Annotated in this window: 21 protein-coding genes; 12 read left to right on the forward strand and 9 right to left on the reverse strand. The window is 61.2% G+C overall.

Annotation, left to right across the window (positions count from 1 at the left end):
- Nucleotides 1–246: 246 nt before the first annotated feature.
- From AC13Q5_RS09600 to AC13Q5_RS09610, 3 genes are all read right to left on the reverse strand, one after another.
- Nucleotides 247–3,444 (reverse strand): efflux RND transporter permease subunit, encoded by a 3,198-nt coding sequence (locus AC13Q5_RS09600; RefSeq protein WP_457879683.1) that lies wholly within the window; start codon nucleotides 3,442–3,444, stop codon nucleotides 247–249.
- Between the two features lie 128 nt (nucleotides 3,445–3,572).
- Nucleotides 3,573–4,760 carry an efflux RND transporter periplasmic adaptor subunit gene (locus AC13Q5_RS09605; protein WP_457889165.1) on the reverse strand — a complete coding sequence of 396 codons (1,188 nt, stop codon included), beginning with the start codon at nucleotides 4,758–4,760 and terminating at the stop codon, nucleotides 3,573–3,575.
- A 169-nt stretch (nucleotides 4,761–4,929) separates the two neighbouring features.
- Entirely contained in the window at nucleotides 4,930–5,742 is an 813-nt protein-coding gene (locus tag AC13Q5_RS09610) for an alpha/beta hydrolase fold domain-containing protein (RefSeq protein WP_075851470.1), read from the reverse strand.
- Nucleotides 5,743–5,972: 230 nt separating this feature from the next.
- Between AC13Q5_RS09610 and AC13Q5_RS09615 the strand changes: the two genes are divergently transcribed.
- Complete coding sequence (locus AC13Q5_RS09615) at nucleotides 5,973–6,884, forward strand: LysR family transcriptional regulator (RefSeq protein WP_457889166.1); 912 nt, start codon at nucleotides 5,973–5,975, stop codon at nucleotides 6,882–6,884.
- 59 nt (nucleotides 6,885–6,943) lie between these two features.
- Here the strand turns inward: AC13Q5_RS09615 and AC13Q5_RS09620 are convergent, their stop codons facing one another.
- Nucleotides 6,944–7,402 (reverse strand): carboxymuconolactone decarboxylase family protein, encoded by a 459-nt coding sequence (locus tag AC13Q5_RS09620; protein ID WP_488501516.1) that lies wholly within the window; start codon nucleotides 7,400–7,402, stop codon nucleotides 6,944–6,946.
- A 134-nt stretch (nucleotides 7,403–7,536) separates the two neighbouring features.
- Between AC13Q5_RS09620 and AC13Q5_RS09625 the strand changes: the two genes are divergently transcribed.
- Nucleotides 7,537–8,421: a sigma-70 family RNA polymerase sigma factor gene (locus AC13Q5_RS09625; protein ID WP_488501517.1), complete on the forward strand. Its 885-nt coding sequence runs from the start codon at nucleotides 7,537–7,539 to the stop codon at nucleotides 8,419–8,421.
- Between the two features lie 106 nt (nucleotides 8,422–8,527).
- Here the strand turns inward: AC13Q5_RS09625 and AC13Q5_RS09630 are convergent, their stop codons facing one another.
- Entirely contained in the window at nucleotides 8,528–9,289 is a 762-nt protein-coding gene (locus AC13Q5_RS09630) for an AraC family transcriptional regulator (RefSeq protein ID WP_488501518.1), read from the reverse strand.
- A gap of 139 nt (nucleotides 9,290–9,428) precedes the next feature.
- Between AC13Q5_RS09630 and AC13Q5_RS09635 the strand changes: the two genes are divergently transcribed.
- The 7 genes from AC13Q5_RS09635 (at nucleotide 9,429) to AC13Q5_RS09665 (ending at nucleotide 16,566) form a co-directional block, all read left to right on the forward strand.
- Nucleotides 9,429–10,376, forward strand: a complete 948-nt coding sequence (locus tag AC13Q5_RS09635; RefSeq protein ID WP_075851478.1) for a DMT family transporter — start codon at nucleotides 9,429–9,431, stop codon at nucleotides 10,374–10,376.
- Between the two features lie 83 nt (nucleotides 10,377–10,459).
- Nucleotides 10,460–11,182, forward strand: coding sequence for a GntR family transcriptional regulator (locus AC13Q5_RS09640; protein ID WP_488501519.1), 723 nt, complete (start codon nucleotides 10,460–10,462; stop codon nucleotides 11,180–11,182).
- 102 nt (nucleotides 11,183–11,284) lie between these two features.
- Entirely contained in the window at nucleotides 11,285–12,565 is a 1,281-nt protein-coding gene (locus AC13Q5_RS09645; protein WP_488501520.1) for a cysteine desulfurase-like protein, read from the forward strand.
- Between the two features lie 172 nt (nucleotides 12,566–12,737).
- On the forward strand, nucleotides 12,738–13,514 hold the full coding sequence (locus AC13Q5_RS09650; protein WP_488501521.1) for an HpcH/HpaI aldolase family protein: 777 nt from the start codon (nucleotides 12,738–12,740) through the stop codon (nucleotides 13,512–13,514).
- 194 nt (nucleotides 13,515–13,708) lie between these two features.
- Nucleotides 13,709–14,917 carry a pyridoxal phosphate-dependent aminotransferase gene (locus AC13Q5_RS09655; protein ID WP_488501522.1) on the forward strand — a complete coding sequence of 403 codons (1,209 nt, stop codon included), beginning with the start codon at nucleotides 13,709–13,711 and terminating at the stop codon, nucleotides 14,915–14,917.
- An 82-nt stretch (nucleotides 14,918–14,999) separates the two neighbouring features.
- Entirely contained in the window at nucleotides 15,000–15,797 is a 798-nt protein-coding gene (locus tag AC13Q5_RS09660; RefSeq protein WP_488501523.1) for an ABC transporter substrate-binding protein, read from the forward strand.
- Between the two features lie 94 nt (nucleotides 15,798–15,891).
- A complete protein-coding gene (locus tag AC13Q5_RS09665) occupies nucleotides 15,892–16,566 on the forward strand; it encodes an amino acid ABC transporter permease (protein ID WP_075851484.1) in 675 nt (224 codons plus the stop codon).
- A 60-nt stretch (nucleotides 16,567–16,626) separates the two neighbouring features.
- Here AC13Q5_RS09665 and AC13Q5_RS09670 read toward each other — a convergent pair whose 3' ends face one another.
- Nucleotides 16,627–17,142 (reverse strand): MarR family winged helix-turn-helix transcriptional regulator, encoded by a 516-nt coding sequence (locus tag AC13Q5_RS09670; RefSeq protein WP_075851485.1) that lies wholly within the window; start codon nucleotides 17,140–17,142, stop codon nucleotides 16,627–16,629.
- 97 nt (nucleotides 17,143–17,239) lie between these two features.
- A complete protein-coding gene (locus tag AC13Q5_RS09675; RefSeq protein ID WP_488501524.1) occupies nucleotides 17,240–18,808 on the reverse strand; it encodes a phytoene desaturase family protein in 1,569 nt (522 codons plus the stop codon).
- Between the two features lie 400 nt (nucleotides 18,809–19,208).
- Between AC13Q5_RS09675 and AC13Q5_RS09680 the strand changes: the two genes are divergently transcribed.
- From AC13Q5_RS09680 to AC13Q5_RS09690, 3 genes are all read left to right on the forward strand, one after another.
- Nucleotides 19,209–19,991, forward strand: a complete 783-nt coding sequence (locus AC13Q5_RS09680; RefSeq protein WP_488501525.1) for a cyclase family protein — start codon at nucleotides 19,209–19,211, stop codon at nucleotides 19,989–19,991.
- A gap of 72 nt (nucleotides 19,992–20,063) precedes the next feature.
- Complete coding sequence (locus AC13Q5_RS09685) at nucleotides 20,064–21,653, forward strand: phytoene desaturase family protein (protein ID WP_488501526.1); 1,590 nt, start codon at nucleotides 20,064–20,066, stop codon at nucleotides 21,651–21,653.
- A gap of 24 nt (nucleotides 21,654–21,677) precedes the next feature.
- On the forward strand, nucleotides 21,678–22,184 hold the full coding sequence (locus AC13Q5_RS09690) for a MarR family winged helix-turn-helix transcriptional regulator (protein WP_075851489.1): 507 nt from the start codon (nucleotides 21,678–21,680) through the stop codon (nucleotides 22,182–22,184).
- A 30-nt stretch (nucleotides 22,185–22,214) separates the two neighbouring features.
- Here the strand turns inward: AC13Q5_RS09690 and AC13Q5_RS09695 are convergent, their stop codons facing one another.
- Nucleotides 22,215–23,525, reverse strand: a complete 1,311-nt coding sequence (locus AC13Q5_RS09695; RefSeq protein WP_488501527.1) for an MFS transporter — start codon at nucleotides 23,523–23,525, stop codon at nucleotides 22,215–22,217.
- 100 nt (nucleotides 23,526–23,625) lie between these two features.
- Nucleotides 23,626–25,185, reverse strand: coding sequence for an indolepyruvate oxidoreductase subunit beta family protein (locus AC13Q5_RS09700; RefSeq protein ID WP_488501528.1), 1,560 nt, complete (start codon nucleotides 25,183–25,185; stop codon nucleotides 23,626–23,628).
- Between the last annotated feature and the right edge of the window lie 9 nt (nucleotides 25,186–25,194).

Genomic DNA, 25,194 nt, shown 5'->3' on the forward strand with positions numbered 1-25,194 from the left:
GACCCTGCGGTATGCTATCGCCCTTTAGGTCCTTGCGCCAACGAGCCACTCCTCATGCCCGATGTACGTCAATCAATTCACCCAAGAGCTTGATAAACCTATGGTGCCAGCATGCAAAGGAAATCCGCGGCCTTGCGGCAAATTCTTCAAAGGCCAAATCCGGAACAGGCCGTAGATAGTGAAAAGGCGGGACCTTTCGGTCCCGCCTTGGCCTGTCGAGCACTGGAGTACTGTTCGGCACGGCCCTTATTCGGCGGCGATCGGGAGTACCTCCGCCGAATGTTCGTTGTCGTTGTGCGGATGCTGCTTCAGCGGACGGTTGCCCGTGACGCTGCGGATCAGCACGTAGAACACCGGCGTCATGAAGATGCCGAAGAAGGTGACGCCGATCATACCCGCAAACACAGCGACACCCATGGCAGCGCGCATTTCGGCACCGGCACCGGTCGAGGTGACGAGCGGCACGACACCCATGATGAAGGCCATGGAGGTCATCAGGATCGGGCGCAGACGCAACCGGCTGGCCTCGATCGCGGCCTGAACCGGCTTGCGGCCGTCGAATTCCAGCTCGCGGGCGAATTCCACGATCAGGATCGCGTTCTTCGCCGACAAGCCCACCAACACCATCAAGCCGATCTGCGTGAAGATGTTGTTGTCGCCACCCGTCAGCCAGACGCCGGTCAAGGCGGCAAGCACACCCATCGGCACGATCATGACGATCGCAAGCGGCAGGCTGATGCTCTCATACTGGGCAGCCAGCACGAGATAGACGAGCAGCAGAGCGAGCGGGAAGATGATGATGCCCGAGCTGCCGGCCAGGATCTGCTGGTAGGTCAGGTCAGTCCATTCGAAGCCGATGCCCGGAGGCAACGTCTCGCTGGCGATCCTCTCGACGGCAGCCTGTGCCTGACCGGACGAGAAGCCCTGCGCCGGCCCGCCATTGATGTCGGCGGCAAGGAAGCCGTTGTAGCGCGTCGTCCGTTCCGGCCCGGTGCTGGCCTCGACCTTCAACAGGGCGGACAGCGGGATCATCTGGCCCGACGCCGAGCGAACCTTCAACTGGCCGATATCGCTCGCATGCGAACGGAACTGGGCGTCCGCCTGCACACGCACGCTGTAGGTACGGCCGAATGCGTTGAAGTCGTTGACGTAGAGCGAACCCAGATAAATCTGCAGCGTATCGAAGACATCGGTTACCGAGACGCCAAGCTGTTCGGCCTTGGCGCGATCGAGATCGGCAAAGAGCTGCGGCACGTTGATCTGGTAGCTCGAGAAAATACCCGTCAGTTCCGGCGTCTGGTAGGCCTTGGCGAGGAACGCCTTGTTGGCCTCATCGAGCGCCTGATAGCCGAGACCGGCGCGGTCCTCGATCTGCAGCTTGAAGCCGCCGGTCGTGCCGAGACCCTGGACGGGCGGCGGCGGGAACATGGCAATGAAGGCATCCTGGATCGCGCCGAACTTGTGGTTCAGCTGCATGGCAATCGCCCCGCCCGACAGATTGGGCGTCGTGCGCTCCTCGAAAGCCTTCAGCGTCACGAAGACGATACCGGCATTGGAGGAGTTGGTGAAGCCGTTGATCGACAGGCCCGGGAAGGCAATCGCATGTTCGACACCAGGCTGTTCCAGCGCGATCTTGCTCATCCGCTGGATGACATCATCCGTACGGTCGAGGGTCGCGCCATCGGGCAGCTGGGCAAAGCCGATCAGATACTGCTTGTCCTGCTGCGGAACGAAGCCGCCGGGAACGGCCTGGAACAGGTAGTAGGTCGCGCCGATGAGGGCGAGATAGACGACCATGACCAGGCTCTTGACCGACAGGATGCCGCCGACGCCCTTGCCGTAAGCAGACGAACCACGATGGAAGACCTTGTTGAAGCCGCGGAAGAACCAGCCAAGCCCGAAATCCATCACGCGCGTCAGCATGTCCTTCGGTGCATGATGATCCTTCAGGAGCATCGCAGCCAGTGCCGGAGACAGGGTCAGCGAGTTGAAGGCGGATATGACTGTGGAGATCGCGATCGTCAGCGCGAACTGGCGATAGAACTGACCCGACAGGCCTGAGATGAAGGCCAGCGGCACGAAGACGGCAACCAGCACCAGCGCGATCGCGATGATCGGGCCGGACACTTCCTTCATGGCGCGATAGGTCGCTTCACGCGGGCTGAGCCCGTTCTCGATATTGCGCTCGACGTTTTCGACGACCACGATCGCGTCGTCCACCACGATACCGATCGCCAGCACCAGGCCGAAGAGGCTGAGTGCGTTGATCGAGAACCCGCAGATATACATCACCGCGAAAGTACCGATGATCGACACCGGAACGGCGATCAGCGGGATGATCGAGGCACGCCATGTCTGCAGGAACAGGATGACGACGATAACGACGAGCACGATGGCTTCGAGCAGCGTATGCACGACCTTGTCGATCGACGCGCGCACGAACTGCGTGGTGTCATAGACGATTTCGTACTTCACGCCGTCGGGCATTGCGGTTTGCAGCTCGTTCATCGTCTTGACGACGTTGTCCGAGATGGTGATCGCGTTGGAGCCCGGGGACTGGAAGACCGGGATAGCGACAGCAGGCTTGCCGTCGAGCAGCGAACGCAGCGAATAATCGGCGGCGCCGAGTTCGATGCGGGCGACGTCACGCAGGCGCGTGATTTCACCGTTGGTGCCGCTCTTGACGATGATGTTGCCGAATTCCTCCGGCGTCGTCAGACGGCCCTGGGCGTTGACGTTAAGCTGCACGTCGATGCCGGGGACACTCGGCGACTGGCCGATGATACCGGCAGCAGCCTGAATGTTCTGAGCGCGAATGGCATTGGCGATATCGCTTGCGGCAAGACCGCGTTCGGCCGCCTTCTGCGGATCGACCCACACGCGCATCGAATAGTCACCCGAGCCGAACACGCGAACCTGGCCGACGCCGTCGATACGGGCAAGCCGGTCCTTGATGTTCAGGGTGGCGTAGTTGCGCAGATAGGTGATGTCGTAACGATTGTCCGGTGAGATGAGGTTGACCACCATCATCAGGTCGGGCGAGCTTTTGACCGTCGTGATACCGAGGTCACGCACGTTCTGCGGCAGACGGGGTTCCGCCTGAGAGACGCGGTTCTGCACGAGCTGCTGTGCCTTGTCCGGATCGGTGCCGAGCTTGAAGGTGACGGTCAGCGTCAACAGACCGTCCGATGTCGCCTGGCTGCTCATGTAGAGCATGCCTTCGACACCGTTGATCTGCTCTTCGATCGGTGTTGCCACCGTTTCGGCGATGACCTTCGGGTTGGCGCCCGGATATTGCGCGGTGACGACGATCGACGGCGGCACGACTTCCGGATATTCGGAAATCGGCAGCAGCTTCAGACCGATCAGGCCGGCGACCACGATGAGGATCGATAGCACTCCGGCAAACACCGGACGGTCGACGAAAAATCTTGAGATGTTCATGGCAGAACCCTCTCCACGAGTGAATCAAGGGACACGAAGTCCGCGCCCGCGGCCCAGGAGGCGCCACGAGCATTACAAAATCGAGACTTGGAACAGCGGCCGGGAGCTAAGCCCTCCGGCCGTATGAATTACTTGGCGGCGACCTTTTCTTCCGGCTTCGGATCGACCACGGCGCCCGGGCGAACCCGCTGCAGGCCGTTGACGATGATCCGGTCACCGGCGTTCAGGCCGGATGTAACGATACGCAAGCCGTCCGAGGTATCGCCGAGATTGATCGGGCGATATTCGACCTTGTTGTCAGCCCCGACGACGAACACGAACTTCTTGTCCTGATCGGTGCCGATTGCCCGCTCGCTGATCAGCAGCTTGGTCTCGGCCTTCGGCTGTCCCATGCGAACCCGCACGAACTGACCGGGGATGAGACGACCGCCGGGATTGTCGAAGACGGCGCGAACGCTGACGGTGCCGCTTGCCGCATCGACTTCATTGTCGATCAGCTGCAGCTTGCCCTTGATCGGCGTGCCGTTATCGCTGGCCGTGCCGATCTGAACCGGGATCTGCTCGACTGGCGGAACGGTACCCCCGGTAGCTGGTAGTTCAGACAGCGCCTGGGTAACGGTCTGTTCGTTGGCACTGAAGCTGGCATAGATCGGATCGACCGAAACGAGCGTCGTCAATGCTGAAGAGGACGCGCCGGCGGCAACAAGGTTACCTACAGTTACAGCGATTTTACCGACGCGACCGGCAATCGGGGCGCGGACCTGCGTGTAATCGAGATTTAACTGCGCCGTCTGCAGGGTCGCTTGCGCCGCCTTCAGGTTGGCTTCCGCCGCAGCGTAATTGCTGGCGCGCGTGTCCATATCGCTCTGCGAGATCGTCTTGTTGTCGAAGAGCTTCTGGCCGCGATCGACCTCGACTTTGGTCAGATTAAGGGTGGCCTTCGCCGCGCCAACCTGCGCCTGTGCCTGGGCGACGGCCGCCTCATAGGGAGCGGGATCGATCGTGACAAGCAGGTCGCCCTGCTTGACCAGGGCTCCTTCGCGGAAATGCACGGACTGGATTGCGCCAGCCACGCGCGGCCGGATTTCGACACGGTCGATAGCCTCGAGCCGGCCGGAAAATTCCTGCCAGGACGTGATGTCGCGCGGCTCGACGGCAGCAACCGTGACGGGGACAGCCGGCGGCGCCGCCTGGCTGGCGGCCTCGGTTGCCTGCGCGCCGCGCGGCAGCTCCAGATAGAAGGCCGCGCCTGCAACAGCCGCAGCAACACCCATGCCGGCGCCCCACAGGGCCCAGCGCTTATCGTTGGACTTCATGTTAGTCTCTCCTTTGGCCCCGTCTTGGGATACGGGACCGAAACTTCCTATCGTCTCAAAAAATCGGGGGCCGAAGCGCCGCGCATCCGCGTGACCACCGCTCCGGTCTCGTGCCTTCGACATCAATCCAATCCGCGCTCATACCTTGCGAACGGGATACCCTAGTCGATCAAGCCTGCACGTCTTCGACAAAGCCCTTGAAACAGCAGCAGATGTCCTGCTGCCACGAAGCCCTGTCCTTCGACTGCCCGCCATAGAGAGTGGGCCAGCCTGTCCCGGCGGGGAGGACTTGCTGGCGAACACGGACGCCAGCCGCTTTCAGCCGGCTGCCGTATTCCATGCTCTCGTCGCGGAGCGGGTCGTCCTCGGCCGTGAGCACCAATGCCGGCGCGAGGCCCGAAAGCCGCGAACAGTATCGAGGCGCTGCATAGGGGTGACAGACACCGCCCAGGAAACCCAGGTATCGGTTCCAACCCTCCGTCCAACGCTCGCGCATGCCGCTTTCCTCCGCCTGGAGGAAAGATTTTGATCCCATGAAGGGATCGAGCAAAGGCGATATCAACACCTGTCCGTCCAACGAACCGGGTATTTGATCGCGCGCCTTTAAAGCGACACCCGCTGCAACATTGCCACCCGATTCCTCACCGGCGACAAACAGCAGCGATTTCTTCGCCCCGCCCAGCGCAAGCATGTTCCGCTTGTTGCTGAGGTAGGCGAGAAGTCCGTAGGCGCATTCCAGCACCTTCGGAAAAGCATTCTGATTACAGCTCGTATAATCCGCTGCAACCACGATGGCACCGGCCTCGGCGAGGCTTGCCGCCACCGGTCTCTCGGTCGCATGGCAGGTATCGAGAAAGGCGCCGCCGTGCAGATAGAGCACAAGGGGTGCCGCCTTCTTCAAACCTTCACCGTTGTAGATCCGCGCTTCCACCGGCCCCGTAGGCACGTTTTCCAGCACAACATCTTTCCACGGCGCACTCATCGACCCAAATCCCGTCTGTTCCAGTGAATATGACCCAATCCAAAAGCCGTTTGACGTGCTTTGCAACCATATTCCCGATTATGCGGTTCAGCGCCCCCGTGCCGCATTGCAACAACTTATGAAACAGCATATTGTTATTCCGCTTCGAGAATAAGTAGCCTATATTCGATCAGACTATTCACGATTACAAACAATCGACCTCTTTTTCGAAGGTCGAGGGACATCATGGAATGGACCAGTTATCAGCAATGCGGGCATTCGCGCGCGTGGTGGAGACGGGTAACTTTACCCGCGCCGCTGCGGCCCTCTCCATGCCGAAGGCGACGGTGACGACGCTCATCCAGTCGCTCGAGGCGCATCTGCATGCCAAGCTTCTCAACCGCACGACACGCCGCGTCATGGTGACGACCGACGGCGCGCTTTACTACGAGCGCGCCATTCAGATCCTCTCGGAAATAGAGGAACTGGACGGCAGCATCAGCAATTCGCAGAGCCTGCCGAGCGGGCGCCTGCGCGTGGAAATGGCCGGCGCCTTTGCCGAGAAGATTGTCATGCCGGCGCTCTGCGATTTCCACCAGCGCTATCCGGATATCCATATTGACCTTGGCGTCGGCGACCGGTTGGTCGACTATCTGGCCGAGAATGTCGATTGCGCGCTGCGCGCCGGCATGCCGAGCGACCAGTCGCTGATCGCCCGCCGCGTCGGCGAGATCCACCTCGTCACCTGCGCGGCACCGCTTTACATCGAGAAGCATGGTTTCCCGGAACGGCCGGAGGATCTGGAAACCAGCCACTATGCGGTCAGCTATTTCCGCGCGCAAACGGGTCGTACGATTCCGTTCCTGTTCGAACACGGCAACGAGGCATTGGAAATCAGCCCGCGCTATATCCTTTCGGTGAATGACAGCCGCAGCTATCTCCAGGCGGCGTTGATGGGGCTCGGAATCGCGCAAGTTCCGAGCTTCATGGCTCGGGACGCACTTGCAAGCGGCGAGCTCGTTCCCATTCTTTCCGGCTGGACCCGACCATCGCTGCCCCTGCATATCGTCTATCCGCCCAACCGGCACCTCAGCAACAAGGTGCGTGTCTTCGTGGACTGGATGGCGAAATTGCTGGTGACCTCGCGAGTAGGCGAGGCTTGAGGATGCGGGCCACCTTCTTCCCCATACAGTGGGAAGAAGGTGGCGCCAATTGCGAATAATCAGTTCCAGGAAGCCCCCGCCGGCTGCCGAACCGTCGAGTTCAGCCGGTTCCAGACATTGTCGATCGCAATCGCGACGATCAGCGCCGATAGTGCCTTTTCGTCGAAATGTTTTGCTGCTTCGTTCCAGATCTCGTCGCTGACGGCATCGGGCCGGTCGGCGAGCCGGGTAGCTGCTTCCCCGAGAGCCATAGCAGCACGCTCGGCATCCGAAAAATAAGGCATCTCGCGCCAGGCGGAGACACCGACGATACGCTCCATCGTCTCCCCATCTTTCTGGAGCTTGCGAAAGCCCATGTCGGTGCAGACGCTGCAGCCGTTGATCTGGCTGACGCGCAGATGCACGAGGTCCATGATGTTTTCCGACAGGCCACGATCCTTGATCGAATTGCTGACGGCCAGAAGCGCCTGCAGCGTTTCGGGCAGAATGAGGGCGGGATTTTTCATACGAGCTTGCATATTTCTTTCCTCTGATTGTGAGAGCGCTGTTGCCGCTCATGTCCTGACGAGGCAATTTCCGGCCGATCCGATGTCACACCGGCCGGATTTCGTTCGTCATAGGTCTGACGAAACAGGGTGAGGAGATGTGACCGATGGACGAGAAAAAATGGCTGGCGGAAAAATTCGAGGCGAACCGGCCGCATCTGCGCGCCGTCGCCTACCGCATGCTCGGCTCGCGCACGGAGGCGGAAGACGCGGTTCAGGAGACGTGGCTGCGCCTGATGAAGAGCGACGCGTCCGACATCGAAAATCTAAGCGGCTGGCTGACGACGGTCACCGCCCGCATCTGCCTCGATCTGCTGCGGTCGCGCAAATCCCGTCGCGAAGAGCCGCTGACCGTCCATGTTCCCGAACCGATGGTGGTGCATGAGGCCGGCAACGGCACCGACCCGGAACAGGATGCCTTGCTGGCAGACTCCGTCGGCCTCGCCCTGCTGGTGGTCCTGGAAAAGCTCAATCCGGCCGAACGGCTTGCTTTTGTCTTGCACGATATGTTCGACGTGTCTTTCGATGACATCTCCCCGATTCTAGGACGCTCGACAGTCGCAACACGCCAGCTTGCAAGCCGCGCCCGCCGCCGCGTGCAGGAAACGCCATCGACAGCGGAGGCCGATCTCACCCGCCAGCGTCACGTCGTCGACGCCTTCTTCACCGCCTCGCGTGACGGCGACCTCCAGGCGCTGCTCGCCGTCCTCGATCCCGAAGCCGTCTTCCGGCCGGATGCGGTTGCGGCTCGCATGGGATCGGCCAGAGAAATCCGCGGCCGCGTCGACATTGCCAAGACCTTCCAGGGTCGCGCACAAGGAGCGCGGCTGGCGGTTATCAACGGCGCAGTCGGTGCCATCGTTGTTATCGGCGGGCAGCTGCGCGTCGCCCTTCGCTGCACCCTCAATGCAGATGGCATGATTACTGCCATCGACGCGATGGCCGATCCGGAAGAGCTGCGCAAGCTGGAGATCGTTTTGATCGAGCCGTAGAACATTTCCGCTTTTCTCCGAACCGCGAAAACGTTCTATCTTCCTGTTTCTTTGAGCATTCCGGACGGAAAACCGCTGCGCACTTTTCCTGGAAACGCTCCGAGACCTACCGCATCTGCGTCGGGCTCGTGCCGGTCATCCGGCGAAACATAGCGATGAAGGCCGACGCGTTGCTGTAGCCCAACTGCGCTGCAATCCGATGCACGGGCTCGCCCGCCTCGACCATCGACAGTGCAGCAACGAGCTTCAATCGCTGCCGCCATTCGTTGAAGGAAAGGCCGAGATCGTCCTGGCACCGGCGCGAAAGCGTACGCTCGGTCGTTCCCATCCTGCGTGCCCACTCCGCAAGGGAGTGCCGGTCGCCGGGAGCGGACTGCAGGGCATTGAGCACCGGGCCGAGCAGCGGGTCGTCAGAAATCGGCAGATAGCTCTCGCAGCGCGGCGCCAGTCGGATCTGGTCGACCAGTACCTGCGCGAGCCGCAGGTCTTCCGCCGTTTCCGGCATGGTGACATCGCGCGCCGCGAAATCCGCCAGGATCGCCTTCAGCAGCGGACTGATACTGAGCGTGGAAGGCTTATCGGGCAGGTTCGCACAAAGAGCGCGTTCGACATAGACGGTCGCATAGCGCAGATCGTGCTGGATCGCGGCGCCGTGCATCGTCTCCGGCGGCAGCCAGATGGCATAATGCGGCGGCGACAGATAGCGCACGCCCTCGATATCGAAGTCGGCAACGCCGGTAATCGCATAATTGAGCTCGCCCCAAGGCTGGCTCTTTTTGGGGAAAACCGTGCCCGCTCTATAATTCTCGGTGCGGAAGGAAACCGGATTCGGCGGATCGCCCTCGATGCGTGGAGGCCTGCTGGACATGTCCTCATTTCGCTACTGCTTGTCTTATTCTCGCTATATACCAGAATTCGGACAGGTAGTACAAAGTCTTTGGGATGGCGAACTCTATCCGCCCTCCTTCGTTTCGCCCCAAGCCAGAAGACGACGAGAGATCATTCACATGAGCACCCAGCCGAACGCTTCCGCATCCATGATCAGTGCGGCCGGACTTGCGCCGCTGCTGACGGTGCTGATCTGGTCCGGCAATACCGTCGTCACCAAGGCATCCGCCGGCGTGATTTCGCCGGGCTCCATCTCCTTTTATCGTTGGCTGCTTGCCTTCCTCGTGCTCCTGCCCTTCGTCGGCCGGGAGGCGTGGCGCAACCGCGCCCTGCTCCGGCAGCACTGGCTGAAACTCGCCATTCTTGGCGCGCTCGGCATGGTGATCTATCAGAGTCTCGCCTACGAGGCAGCCAAGACCACCTCCGCCGTCAACATGGGCGTCATGCTCGCCCTGATGCCGTTGCTGTCGACATTTTTCGCAAGCCTGCTGGCCTCTGAAAAATTGACGGCGCCAAGCATCGCAGGCGGCGCCATCTCTTTGATCGGGCTCATCTATCTGACCTCTCAAGGCGATCCTGTCCGGCTGATCAACGGCGGCTTCCACATCGGCGACGGCCTGATGATTATCGCGGTTCTCTCGAATGCGCTCTACGGCGTCATGCTGAGACGCTGGGCGATGCCGCTTTCGATGTGGCAGCAGCTCTTCTGGCAGATCGGCTTTTCGACCCTTTTGCTGATTCCTGTTTTCCTGATGGGCGATATCTCACCGATTACGACGACAAACCTGCCGCTGATCCTCTATGCGGCGATCCCGACCTCATTGATCGCCCCCTTCTGCTGGATGATCGGCATTCACAAGCTTGGAGCCAGCCGTACCTCGCTGTTGATCAACCTCCTGCCGATCATTGTCGCGGCTCTGGCCTGGGCACTCCTCGGCGAGCAGCTGCATTCCTACCACGCCATCGGCGGTGCTCTTGCCCTCATCGGCGTCGGCCTCGGCTTACGCAAGGCGCCGGCAAGAGACGAGCCGGCCGATGAGGCAAGCTGGGAGGTAGAGGAAGCCTGAGCGCTGCTCGGAAAGGCCCCTTTCCTTTCGGCTGCCCTTCGTTCTACCATGAACGGGTCCTGCGAAGCGAAAAGGAAGCGAGCGTGCGCATAGCCCTGGAACCGGTGTCCTCCAGAACGACGATCCAGGAGAGCGTCTATCAGCAGCTCCGAAACGCGCTCATGGCCGGCAATTTCGATCCCGGCCAGACACTGACCATCGCCTCGCTCGCCGAAACCTTCGGAACCAGCAACATGCCGGTGCGCGAGGCCCTGCGCCGGCTGGCTGCTGAAAATGCGCTCGAAGTCGCAGCCAACGGCTCGGCCCGCATCCCGATCGTCACCCTCGGCCGGCTCAACGATCTCTGCCGCGCCCGCATCGCCGTGGAGGGCCTAGCCGCCGAACTCGGCGCGCCGAACCTCACCCCGACAGACATTGAGTCACTTGAGCACATCGCCGGCGAGCAGCACGTGATCGGCCTCGGCGCCAACGTCTACGACCTGATGGCCAAGAACCAGCAGTTCCACTTCACCATCTATCGCGCCTCCGGCTCCGAGGTGCTGCTGCAGCTCATCGAGACCTTGTGGCTGCGCTTCGGCCCCTACATGCGCATGCTCTCCGCCTCGGTCGAGCCGTTGATGCGCAGCGGCGAACTCGATCCCGCCGGCGAGCATGTGTCCATCGTCAAGGCGCTGAAGGCAGGAGACTTTGCCGCTGCCCGCGATGGCGTCGTCGCCGATATCAGACGCACCCATGAAATCCTGCAGGATTATTGCCCGGCCACCCAGGATGAGCCGCGCAAGGGCTCCGGCTCCGGCCGCCGCTAAGCATCCCCAAAGAGATCTAGAAATTTGGTTGAACCTTAAAGTATTTTGTGATCAAATGATCAAAATTGAGGTTTCAATCCCAACATCCAGAGCGAGATCCCCATGAGCTCCGCCGCTTCCGCATCGCAATTCGCCGGCCACAACAGCTTCCCGGTCGACGAGGTCCGCGCCATGTTCCCGGCCATTCAGAAGGCCGGCGATTTCGTCTTTCTCGACAATGCGGGCGGGGCGCAGGTGCCGCAGACAGTGGTCGACGCTGTTGCCAACCACCTCATCGATTTCAACGTCCAGCGCATGGCGAAATACCAGCACAGCCAGGGCGTCGACCGCAATCTGGAAGAAGCGCGCGAAAGCGTTGCCATGCTGGTGAACGCCTATCGCCCGGAAGAAATTTCCTTCGGCCAGAACGCCACCTCGTTCATTCGGCTTGTGAGCCTCGGCATTGCCAAGTTGCTCGGCGAGCGCAACGAAATCGTCGTCACCGACATGGACCACGACGCCAACATTGCCACCTGGATGGCGCTGGAAGCCGATGGCGCGAAGATCGTCTGGTGGCGCATGCGCGAGGACGGCACACTGCATGTGGAAGATCTGAAGCCGCTGCTCAACGACAAGACCCGCCTCGTCGCCTGCACCGTCACAGCGCATTCGATCGGCACGATCGTCGACGTCGCCGCAGTCTGCAAACTGGCACAAGCCGCCGGTGCCGAAACCTTCCTCGATTGCGTACATTACGGCCCGCATGGCCTGATCGACGTGCAGGCCTGGGGCTGCGACTACCTTGTGTGCTCTGGCTACAAGAATTTCTCGCCGCACATGGGCTTCCTCTGGGGTCGTTACGACGCGCTGGTCAAGCTGCCAACCTTCAAGGAAGACTTCATTCCGGACGTACCGCCCTACAAGATCGAAGTCGGCACATTCACCTACGAGAACGTTGCCGGCATGAATGCCGCGGTCAAATATCTCGAAGGCCTTGGCCGTCGCTTCCTGTCGACCGGCAATCACAGCCGCCGCGAGGCGCTTGCCGCCGCCATGGGCGCGATCCGCCAGTACGAGCTGATGCTCTCGCGCGAGATGATCGCCGTTCTCAAGCGCCATGGCGCGGTCATCTACGGGATCTCTGACGAAAACCGCCTGGAGCAGCGCGTTCCCACGATCTGCTTCAACATGCCAGGCATCACGCCGCAGGAATTCGCCGATGAGATGGGCAAGCAGCGCATCGGCCTGCGCGACGGTCACATGTTCGCACCGCGCCTGATGAAGCGCCTGGGCCTTTCCATGGAAACGGGTGCCATCCGCGTGTCGCTGGTGCATTATAACAAGGTCGAGGAGATCGCTCGGTTCGACGCGGTCCTGACCGAGATCATGGCGCGGCGCAAGTAAGCCGTGCCTGTGAGCGGTGGCGGCGCCCGAACAACTCCGCCACCGCAATGCCTTCGTGCCGGCGCGTGATCGGCACGGAAGGTGCCCTGAGTTCAGGGCAGATTGCCGCTTCGTAGTTGTATCTTTTCGGTCTATCCCTCGCCCGGAGGACCGCTGAAATGGGAGGATGCCGATGAGCGATTTCCGCCGGAACTGTATCGAGCAGAAGCTGCTCGTCGGTACGTTTGCGGCTATCCCGCATCCGGTCGCCATCGAGGTCACGGCGGCCTCTGGTGTCGATTTCCTCTGCATCGACTGGGAGCATTCGCAGATCAGCCGCGAGCGCATCGAGGATCTGATCCGCGCTGCCGATGTTCATCGCGTTCCCGCCATGGTCCGCGTACCCGGACATGCGGCTGAAGATATCGCGGCCGTTCTGGATGCGGGTGCGGCGGGCGTCCTCGTCCCGCGGGTTTCGACTGCGGAACAGGCGCACGCTGCCGTCAAGGCCATGCGCTATCCCCCGCTCGGCGCGCGCGGCGTCGGCCCGGGCCGCGCGGCGGCCTATGGCTACCGGATACCGGATTACCTCGCCAAGGCCAATGTGGAACTCGTGCTGGCCATCCAGGTCGAAACCGCCGAGGGGCTTGCCAATATTGCCGAGATTGCTGCCGTCGACGGCGTCGATCTGATCTTCATCGGCCCCGGCGACCTCTCCGTCTCGATCGATGCGATGGGACCGACCGGCAAGGACAGGCTCGACGCAGCGATCAGCACAATCACAAAGGCTGCTTTGTCTGCCGGCCGCGCAGTCGGCATCTTCCGCCCTTCGGCAGATGATATCGGCGCATGGTCGGAAGTCGGCATCAGCTTCTTCATGCTCGCAAGCGATACGATGTTTCTCGGTGCAAGCCTGGCTGCCGGCGTTAGCGCCGCAAGAGCCGGCGGGCACGGCGGAGAGAAGAAATAAAGCTGATTTTTATCAGAGCGTTACCGCATGGCTGAGCAACACGGAATCGAGCAGGAAGGTAGACTTTTTAAGCTTAAAATTTGTCCTTGAAATGCAGTTGTTTTTGGATAACCATTCGAAATTGAGGGGTTGCTCAAGTGAAAGCTGCCGCAGCCGTTTGAACCCTTCAATACCGAATTCCCAGGGGAAATTCCTTGTCTCTTCTACCGCAGCATAACCTGCCGAACGCGATATCAGGCCGCGATGCCCTCGAAGGCATCCGCGCTCAGATCCGCGACATGCGCACCGACAATATCGCTGTGCTTGCCAAGCGCGCCCGCGAACTCGGCGGCGTCATCCCGCTCTGGTTCGGCGAAGGCGATATCGTGACGCCGGAGTTCATCCGCGATGCTGCGAAGAAGACGCTCGACGACGGCGCCACCTTCTACGTTCCCAACATGCGTGGTCTCGCGACCCTGAACGAAGCGCTGTCGGACTATCAGACGCACTGGCACGGCCGCCCCATCCCGATCGAGCGCACGACGGTCGCGCCCGGCGGCATGCAGGCGCTCTATATGGCGCTCGAACTGCTCGTCGATGTCGGCACCAACGTCGTCTACGTCGCGCCGCAATGGCCGAACATCCATAACGCCATCCATCTGATCGGCGGCGAGCCCCGCGCCGTATCGCTCGATTTCGATACCGACTGGCGCCTCGACCTCGACAAGCTTTTCGCCCGCTGCGACGCCCGCACGCGCGCCATCTTCCTGTCGACGCCGTCCAACCCGACGGGCTGGACGGCGTCGCGCGAGGAAATGCAGGCGCTTCTCGATTTCAGCCGCCGCACCGGCATCTGGATCATCTCCGACGAGGTCTATGCCCGCCTCTATTTCGATGGAGAGATCGCGCCATCGATCCTGCAGGTCGCCGAGGACGGCGATCGCGTGATTGCGATCAACAGCTTCTCGAAAGCCTGGGCAATGACCGGTTGGCGCGTCGGCTGGCTGACGCACCCGTCTGCCATTGCCGACCAACTCGGCGCCATGACGCAGTATATCAACAGCGGCACCTCGGCCATGGTTCAGGCCGGTGCTGCCGCCGCCTTACGCGAAGGCGAGCCGCTGGTTTCAGAGATCCGCGGACGCATCAAGACCGGCCTCGATCTGGCCTATGAGAAGCTGCCTAAGATACCGGGCATGATCCTGCCGGAGAAACCGCGCGGCGGCATGTATGCCTTCTTCGCGCTGCAGGGCGAACCCGATGCGACGGCGCTGTGCGAGCGTATCCTCGAGACGGCCCGCGTCGGCCTGGCGCCCGGATATCACTTCGGCGATGCGTCCCGTGCCTTCCTGCGCATGTGCACGTTCCGCGAAACCGAACAGATGCGTATCGCGCTCGATCGCATGGTCGATGCGATGACATGATACGGCCGCCCGAGCGGGCGGACGGGGAATACCGCGGGTGAGAGGAAAAGCCCGCAGCCATAACCAGAGGGAGACCAAGAAAATGCCCATTACTCGTCGTAGTCTGCTGGTCCTTGCGACCGCCGTCGGCCTGGCCGGCGGAAGCCACTTTGCCTATGCCGCCGATGTCTTGAACGTCGGTTCCTATCCGAACAACCCGCCCTTCGAATACAAGACCGCAAATGGCGGCTTCGAAGGTTTCGAGGTCGATATCGTCAACGAAGCGGCCAAGCGCGCCGGCATGACCACTAACATCGCCGATTACGGCTTCCAGGCCCTGTTCGCGGCAACCAGCTCCAAGCGCATCGACGTGGCGATCTCGTCCATCACGATCACACCGGAGCGCCTGAAGTCGCAGTCCTTCACGCAGCCCTACTACGATTCCGACATGGGCGTCGCTACGAAGGAAAGCAGCTCGGTCAAGGTGCTTGCCGATCTCAAGGGCACGGTCGTCGGTGTCTTGTCGGGTTCGACGGGTGAAAAATGGGTCAATGACAACAAGGCAGCGCAGGGCTTTGCCGACGTCAAGGGCTACAACTCGCAGCAGGACATGTTCCTCGATCTCGGCGCCGGCCGCATCGATGCTGTCGTTAGCGACATTCCCGGCATGCAGTATCTCTTCGTCAAGACCAAGGGCTTCGCCATCAAGGATCGCATCAAGACCGGCGAGCAATACGGCCTGATGATGACGAAGGATTCGCCGCTCGTTGCCAAGATCAACGACGCCATTACCGCGATGAAGAAGGACGGTACGCTCGAAAAGATCCACGAGAAGTGGTTCGGCGGCAAGGCACCGGCGGGTTCCTCCACCGTTACCGAATTACCCATCCCCAAGGCGTGATCAAAAGATCATTGTTGACATGAGCTTACGCCGGCCATTGCGGCCGGCGTAAATGTAATGAAATCTCATCTTCGTCTCGCACACGGGAGCGCCAATGTCTTTCGTCGATACCTTCCTCAATTCCGACGTCATGATCTCGGCATTCCCGCAGCTGCTGCGCGGGCTTTGGATGACCATCGCGCTCGGCGTGGTCAGCATCCTGATCGGCGTCACCGGCGGCCTCATCGTCAGCCTGATCCGCCTCTATGCCCCGAAGCCGCTGCAGCTTTTGATGATCGCCTATATCGACATCATGCGCGCCATGCCGATGCTGGTGGTGCTGATCCTGATCTATTACGCGCTGCCCTTCGTCGGCATCAGCTTTTCCGCCTGGTGGTCGGCAATCCTCGGCTTCTCGATCGTGCTTGCCGCCTATTCGGCCGAAGTCTTTCGCTCGGGCATCGAAAGCGTGCCCCGCGGCCAGTTCGAAGCTGCCGCAGCCCTCGGCATTCCCTTCCTGATCACGCTTTACAAGGTCGTGCTGCCGCAGGCGGTCCGCATCGTCATTCCGCCGACGACGAGCAACTGCGTGTCGATGTTCAAGGATACGTCGCTCGCCTCGACCGTGGCGCTGCCGGAGTTGTTGAAAGAGGGCCAGAATGCGCAAGGATTCTATGCCAATCCTTCGCCGCTCATCATGGCCGCGCTGATCTACATCATCCTGCTCTGGCCGATGGTGCGTCTCGTCAGCGTGCTCGAGAAGAAGTTCAAGAGCGAACGGGCGAGATAGGCCCTCGTTGAAGCATGTCGCGTAAAACCGCTATACACTTTTGCGCGACATGCTTTAGCATCAATCGAAGTCGGTGCCTGAAAGATGGTTGCTCACCGATGACTTCACCGCGCCGATATCCCGCCACAGTTCGCTGACGATGGCGGGATCGACATCCGCCATCATGTCGCGCAGCCAGCCCTCATGCGCCGCAGCCATGGCGCTGAACGACGTCTCACCCTTCTCCGTCAGCTTCGCGACCGTCACCCGCCGGTCACCATCGGGCGTGACGCGCAGCACGAGGCCGTCCGCTTCGAGCCGTTCGACAAGCCCGGTGACATTGCCGTTGGTGACCATGGTGCGCTTCGACAGCTCTCCGAGCCGCAAACCCTCGCGTTCGCGATAGAGCTGCGCCATCAGGTCGAATTGCGGCAGGGTCGCGCCGAATTCGTTGCGCAGGCGACGGCGGATTTCCTGCGAGATCAACTTGGTTGTCGACAGCATCCGCAGCCAGAGCCGCAGTTCGAGCTTTTTGCCTTCCTGCGCTCCCTGAACGATGATCTCCAAATCAACGCTTGCACTCTCTGCCTCTGTCATGACGTCGCCTCGGCCTATCGTTCCGCATCATCAATCTAAGCGATCTAGGGAACGATATTTGAAATGTCAAAGGTTCCAACGTCAAGTCACGGGACCGTCACTTGGCGAGCATTTTCCCCAACATGAAGCCGGAACCGGCCCCCGTTCCCGCGCCCGGCCATGTCGAAGCCCCGCACATATAGAGCGATGCCACGGGCGTCTTGTATCGCGAATAGCCGGCAACGGGGCGGAACAGGAAATTCTGGTCGAGATGATGGCTGCCCGAAAGGTTATCGCCGCCAACGAGATTCGGGTTCTCGCGTTCGAGATCGGCAGGCGAAAAGACCGAGCGGCTCAAAATCTTGCCGCGCAGGCCGGGAGCGTAACGCTCGACGATGTCGAGGACGCGCTCGGCATAGGTATCCTTGATCTCGTCCCAGCTCGCACCGCTGATTTGGCCGGCGGCATCCCCATGGAATTCAGCCGGCAGAACACGCACCTGTATCCAGAGCACATGCTGGCCGTCTGGCGCGCGTGATGGATCGATGGCCGTAGGCTGCCCGACCACCAGAGCAGGCTCGGCCGGCAGCAGGCCGCCCATCGCCTCGGCATAGACGCGCGACATCATCTCGAGATCGGGCGCGATATGCACATAGGCGAAATTCTGCAGTGCCTTGCCCGCCGTCCAGTCCGGAAGGCCCGACAATGCCAGATGGATCATCATCGTGCCCGGTCCGGCGCGGAAGCGCTTGACCTTGCCGTCGAACTCTCGGCGCACCGGGTCCTGATCCAGGAGCTTGCCGAACAGGATCTGCGGATGGACGTTGGCGATGACGGCGCGCTTCGCCTCATAGCGGCGGCCATCGGCAAGGACCACGCCCGTCGCTTTGCCGCCCGACGTGACGATCTTGTCGACGCGCGTGCCGAGCATCAGCTCACCGCCTTTGCTTTTCAGCACGGCGGCCATGGCCTTGATGATCGTATCTGCTCCGCCCTTGCCGATCACCATGCCGAAGGCCTGATTGGCCATGGATTCGAGATAGGGAAACAGCGCGCCACCGGCGACATCGGGGGCAAAGTCGAGATGCAGCCCCCAGGCGGCCATCATCGTCTTGAGCTTGGTGTTCTGAAAGCGGGCATCAAGAAAATCGCGCGGCGAGGCAAAGAGCATGCGGGCGGTATCGTAGACCCAGCCCATCCCTTTCTCACGCCAGGCTTTCCAGACGACCTTGGCAGCGGCCATAGAGGGCATGGGCGAGCCGAGCAGACCGAATATATGCGGGGCATCTGCACCGAACTCAGAGAGCATGTGACGCCAGGCAGCCGCATCCTGCGGCGAGATATCGGCGATCGCACCGGCGGTCTTTTCCAGATCGGTGCTGACGCCGAGATAGGTGTTGTCACGGAAGACGCTGGCGAAGCAATCCGCAGCAGGCACGAAGTCCAGCCCCTCGGCCTGCAGCTCGCTTTTATACTGCGCAAAGAAAGCCGAACCGGCAAACATAGAAAGGTTCATGGCGCAAAGATCGTGCCTGAAGCCGGGCAGCGTCACCTCACGCGTCTTGACCGCGCCGCCAGGCTCCGCATTGCCCTCGATGACGGCAACTTTCCAGCCCTTGGCGGCCAAATGCACCGCTGTTGCCAGGCCATTATGGCCGGCTCCCACTATGATCGCATCATAACTCATCGCTTGCCCCTCTTTCGTCGACTATTATTATTGTCACATGCATACATCTTAAGCTTTAAGCTTCAAGCACCTATGGACGCCGACGGCTGCCAACAAGCACAGTCGAAAATAGAATTCTCTTAGGTTTCATCACGATTTTACGTTTATTTTCAGCGAACTACGGGCATCTTCGCATCACTGACAGAAGCACCCATTTTCGCTCTCGGAAGTGCGTCAGAATGCTTGCAATATCATATATTGTGACATAGGCTCGCTCCATTTCCGCCGCCGCGCGGAACTGGTGCCAGGAGGAAAGGCACCCCGCGCCTGGCGATACCGACTTCATGCCTGATCCCGAACAAAAGATCCGCAAAAAGGCTCTTTGCATAGGATCATGCGCCAACAAGGGGAACTCAAAAATATGACCGCTACCACACTCGCTAGCCTCGCCTCGGCCCTGCTTTCGGGCTCCGTCAAGGTCGTCGATCTCACCGCGCCGCTCGGTCCGGATACGCCGGTGCTCTACCTGCCGCCACAGTTCGGCAAAAACACGCCGAACGTCAAGGTCCATACGATTTCCGAATACAATCAGGATGGCCCCTTCTGGGCCTGGAACTGGCTGGAACTCGGCGAGCACACCGGCACGCATTTCGATGCGCCCTGTCACTGGATCACCGGCAAGGACAACCCGAACAACACGACCGACACCATCCCGCCGCAGAATTTCGTGGCGCCGGTCAATGTCATCGACCGATCGAGGGAGGCCGCTGCCAATCCCGACTATCTGCTGACGGTCGACAGCATCAAGGAATGGGAAGCCCAGAACGGCGCGATCGAGCCCGGCAGCTGGGTGCTCTTGCGCACCGACTGGTACAAGCGCAACGGCTCGACCGAGACCTTCCTGAATGCCGATGAGAACGGCCCGCATTCTCCCGGTCCGACGGCTGAGGCGATCGAATATCTGCTCACCAAGGGCATTATCGGCTGGGGTTCGGAAACGATCGGCACCGACGCAGGTTCGGCCGGTGGCATGAACCCGCCCTTCCCGGCGCACAACCTCATGCACAAGGCCAATCGCTATGGCCTCGCCAGCCTCTCGAACCTCGACCAGCTCCCGGCCAAGGGCGCCGTGCTGATCGCCGCTCCGCTGAAGTTCGTCAAGGGCACCGGCTCCCCGGTTCGCGCACTGGCATTGATTGCATGACAGGTTGGAAAGGCGGGAGCCTGGGGGCAGGTTCCTCCTTTCCGTTCATCTTGCCAGTGAGGGGCGGCAGCAATGGGCGATCATGACTACATCATCGTCGGCAGTGGCATAAATGCGCTTGTCGCTGCCGCGATGCTTGGAAAAAAGGGCCACAAGGTGCTCGTTCTCGAGCGTAATGACCGCATCGGCGGCTGTCTGCGCACCGAGGAGATCACCGAGCCCGGCTTCATCCACGACGTCATGGCGACGACCATGGTGCTGTTCCTCACCTCGCCCGCCTATGGCGCCATCGGCAAGGATCTCGAGGCGCGGGGTTTGGAATTCGCTCATGCCGACCTTCCGACCGGCGTGCTGCGGCCCAACGGTTCGCATGTGATCTTCTCCAAGGACCGGCGGCGAAACATCGCCACCTTCGACGAATTGTCGCTCGGCGACGGGCAGACCTTTTCCCGTGAGATGGACGCGCTTGCCGCCGATGCGCCATTCCTGTTTTCCCTGCTCGGCGGCGCGCTATGGTCGGGCTCGACCCTGAAGACCGTTGCAAAACAGGGCTGGAATCGCGGGTTGCGCAAGCTCGCGGCCTGGTTTGGCGACGCCCTGACGCCGGCACGCGGCTATCTCGAAACCAACTACAGATCCGAGGATATTCACGCGCTTTGGGCGCCCTGGGTGCTTCATTGCGGCCTTGGGCCAGAAAGCGCCTATTCCGCCGAGATGCTGAAGGTAATCGGCTTCGCGCTGGAGCTGGGCGGCGCGCCGATCGTCAAGGGCGGTGCCGACAAACTGCTGGCGGCCTTCGAACGATTGATTGCCGACAATGGCGGTGAAATTCGTGTGAACGCCGACGTCGCGGCCATCATTCCAGACCACAATCGCAGTGCCGATGGCGTGCGTCTTGCGAATGGTGAAACGCTGAAGGCGAAGGCCGGGGTAATCTGCTCGACAACACCCAACCAGCTTTACGAGCGGTTGATGAAGGATTGGCCGGATCCACTGCCGGCGGAGGTCAAATCGGGCGTTGCCAGCTACCGCTATGGCAAGGGCGACATGCAAATCCACTACGCGCTTTCCGAGCCGCCGCGTTGGAAGGCCAATACCGAACTCGGCAAGGTGGCGCTGCTGCACCTGACAGCCGGCCTCGACGGCGTCTCGCGCGCCGCCAACGAATGCGAACGCGGGCTCCTGCCGGCTGAGCCCACCGTCTGCGTCGGCCAGCCCGTCGCGCTCGATCCCAGCCGCGCGCCGGAAGGCAAATCCATCCTCTGGCTGCAGCTTCCCGAGGCGCCGCGCCATATCAAGGGCGATGCCGCGGGCGAGATCGAAACGCCGAAGGACGGCCGCTGGACGGAAGAGGTCCGCGAGCGCTATGCAGACCGCATAGAGGCGCTGCTATCGAGCCATATCGAGAACTTCTCCGGCATAAAACTGGCTCGCCGCGCCTATTCTCCCGGTGATCTGGAGGCGATGAACATGAACCTCGTCGGCGGCGACCCCTATGGTGGCTATTGCGGCCTCGACCAGTTTTTCATCTGGCGTCCATTCAAGTCATCTGTTAACCACCGCACCCACATATCGGGCCTGTACCACATCGGCGCTTCCGCGCATCCCGGTCCAGGCCTTGGTGGGGGCTCCGGCTTCCTGCTCGCATCATCGCTGAAGTAATACGTTTCCTAGGGAGGATCGCCGATGGAGGAACGGTTTTCAGGCACCGTTTTGAGGCGCAAGCGGGATGAGAACGCGAAGCGCCCGACCATGGGCGAAATCGGCCTCAATCACTTCGCGCCCTATCTGATGAACCGGCTGATGGCGCGCTGGAACGCCAATCTATCGGAAGAACTGCGCGAATATGACATGACGACCGCGAAGATGCGGGCGCTCGCCGTTCTCAGCGTTTCCTCGAGCGTCACCATCAACGAGCTCTCGGTCTTTGCCGTCACCGAACAGTCGACGATGAGCCGCACCTTGGACTCACTCGAACAGCAGGGCTATATCCGCCGCCAGCCGCGCGCCGAAGACATGCGCATCCGCGATGTCACCATCACCGAGGAAGGCCGCGCCGCTTTCGAGAAGGTGTGGCCAACCATGTACGATCTGTTCCTGCAGATGTTCGACGGTGTCGATGAAGCCGAGTATCGCAGCTTCATCTCGACCTTGCACAAGGTGCTGCACAATATCAGGAAGCATGAGATCTGAGCGGTCCCGGCTGGCACCGCTCAGATCGGATCACCGCTTGTTCGGAATGAATGCCGTCGCCAGTGCCGCGATGGCGGCGACGATGGCAAAGACATAGAAATTCCACTCCGGACCGACATTCAGGCTGGCGATGTATCCGCCCATCAGCGGTCCGGAGAGCGCGCCGATGCGCGAAAAGCTCAGCGCCCAGCCGGTGCCGGCGGCCCGCACGAAGGGCTGCAGGTAGGCGGCAAGATAGCCGGTGAGGATCAGCGAGGCCGATACCGTGCCGAAACCGGCGATGGCGACGACCGTATAGTTCAGCCAGATGGAGCCCTTGAAGGCGAGGAGCGCGATACCGACTGCTCCAAGTAGATAGGACAGCGTCACGGTCAACCGCACGCCGAAACGATCAGCCCACTGACCGAGCACGATGCCGCCAATCGCCGAGGTGAAGCTGAAGACGGCCAGAAACAGCAGGCTGTCGCCGAGATCATAGCCGCTCTTGCGCATGATCTGTGGCAACCACTGCGCCAGCCCATAGACAAGGAGCAATCCCATGAACAGGGCAATCCAGAAGCAAGCGGTGGCAAAAGCATTTCTCGGCGAAAAGATCTCGACCAGAACGGCTCGCCAGCCGAGCTCCGTTTCCCGCGGCGCGCTTCCTGCAGGAACGCGAACGCCAAGCCGGGCAGCAAGCCGCCTCGCGCTCTCGTCTTTCCCCTTCGCGACAAGGAAATCAAGCGACTCGGGCAGTAGCCATGCCATGACGGGCACGAACAGCACCGGCAGAGCGCCGACGAGGACGACCGGCCGCCATCCATGATCCGGCAGCAGCCACCTGCCGACGAGCGCGGCGGCGAACAGCCCAAGCGAATAGCCTGAATACATGATGCCGTAGTTGAGGTTCTTCTTCGCTGTCGGCGAATATTCGATGGTCAGCGCCGCCGCCAGAGGAATGATACCGCCGAGTCCAAGACCGGCCGCAAAGCGGCTAACACCGAACCAAGTCGGCGTCGGAGACCAAGCGGTGACCGCCGTGCAGACGGCAAAGAGCGAGAGACAGGCGAGAAACATCGGTTTGCGGCCGTAGAGCTCGCTGAGCGTACCGACGACGATACCGCCGACAAGCATGCCGAAAACGGTGTAGCTGCCCATCGCGCCGAGCTGGAGTGGCGTAAGATGCCAGACATTGTCGGTGGAGAGCGCCGGCAGAATGGCTCCGAGAACGCCGACGTCATAGCCTTCCGCAAAGATCGCCAGCCAGCATATGAGAACGACGACAAGGCTTTTGGCATGCGAGATTTCTCTGCCGCGGGGACTTGTAAGGGCCTCCGCAGCGCCATTTCGAATGTTGTCCATGCGACTGTTCCCTTTGGATTTATCGGTCTTGGCCGATATTATTTGCGTCCCGAGGACGCGCAGGGCGGAAGAACCGCCCCGACCGTTTGACCTGATCGGATCAGAGTGTGCCGACCGTTTTCAGCGCACCATCGAGCGCCGTACCCTGCTCGTCCAGCAATGCCGCCTGCCGCAGCCGCTTCATCCAGATGGCTCCGTCCTCCCGATCGCGAAGAAGCGGCAAGGCGGACATGACGCGATCGAACTTGGAAAGCCCGCGCGCATGCGTATCGGAATAGCCCTTGACGAGCCGGCGGTTGCCGAGCACTTCGACAGCAAGATCGTAATTGGCGGCCAGCAGATTGGATGCCGCTGTAAGCCAGGCTTCGCGATGCTCCACCTCGCGGGCATGCCGCAGCGTACCCCGGCGGATGCGCCGCAGCCCCGAGACCATGTAGAGGCCGAGGAACCAGAACAGCGTACCGGTCTGAACGCGCCGGCCCTTGTTGACGAAGCGGTCGAGCCGGGCAAACAGGCTCGGACGGTTTTCGATCCAGAGGCCTATGCCTTTCGGCATCGTGCCGCAGACCTCATCCATGCGCGGATGCATGTATTCGGTCATGTAGACGATCTGGTCGTCCTTGGCGCCGACCTCCTTGCGCACCCGCTCGAAGCGCGAGCCACGCACCTTCAGATCGGCAACGCGGATGACATCGTCATAAGCCATGGCCACCGCGACGTATTTCGCCGCCTGCACGGTGAAGGCGAAATCCTTGCTGGCGCCGCCGGCCTTACGATCAAGCGCATGGAGTGCCGCGACGCGGCTCAGATATTCGTCGGCATAGGCCGGGTCCTGATAGTCGGTCAGCTTCTTGACACCGGCAAAGAGCAGCGGCCATGCAACTTCCGGAAATTCGGAGCGAATACGATTGACCAGCCGGTCGAGTGCCGGATGACCGGCCGTCTCAGGCAGCGCATCGAAATGCTTCGGCGGCGTCGCCGAAACCGCATCGCGCGGCTTTTCCTTAACCCTGTCGAAGGCGGCATTGAAAGCCTTGAGGCTGGGCTCGATGCCCTTGCCGCCGGCGCGGATCATCGCCTCAAAGGCCTGTTTGCCGAAGGGCAGCGCACCGGAGCCGGCCAGAGCACCGAACATGGAAGCGGAAATCACGCTGCCATTCCTGACAGCCATGGTCTCCATGTCGAAAGCAATGGTGCGCTTGGCGGCAAAATCCGTGGCATCGACCACCACCTCGGCATTGCCGATGCCGTCACCCGGCTTTTCCTTTTCCGCAACCGCAAAGGAGCGGTGCGTCGAGGCAATCAGCAGCGTCTTGTCCGGCGTGACGAGGCCGCGCAGCACCGAGCGGCCAGCCTCCATCAACTCGGCGGCCATGACGACATCGACATCACCCGGCGTCGGCATCAGCGAGAAGATCGGCTCGTGCCCGTCGCGAGCCGGCAGCATCTCGATATAGTAGATCGTCGCGCCCGTACGCTGTGCAACGCCGGGCACGGACGTCGTCTGCGCCATCCAGCCTTCGGCTTCGGCAAGGCCGACGATCCAGTCGGCCAGCACGCCGCCACCCTGCCCGCCCATGGCGAGAATGGCAAGCGACAGCGGCTTGTCCGTCGAAAGCCTGTTGGTCCCAAGATCACTCATGCTCACATGCTCGTTCATATCGCCCTC

It is taken from the genome of Martinezella sp. CNPSo 3964, assembly GCF_057784375.1.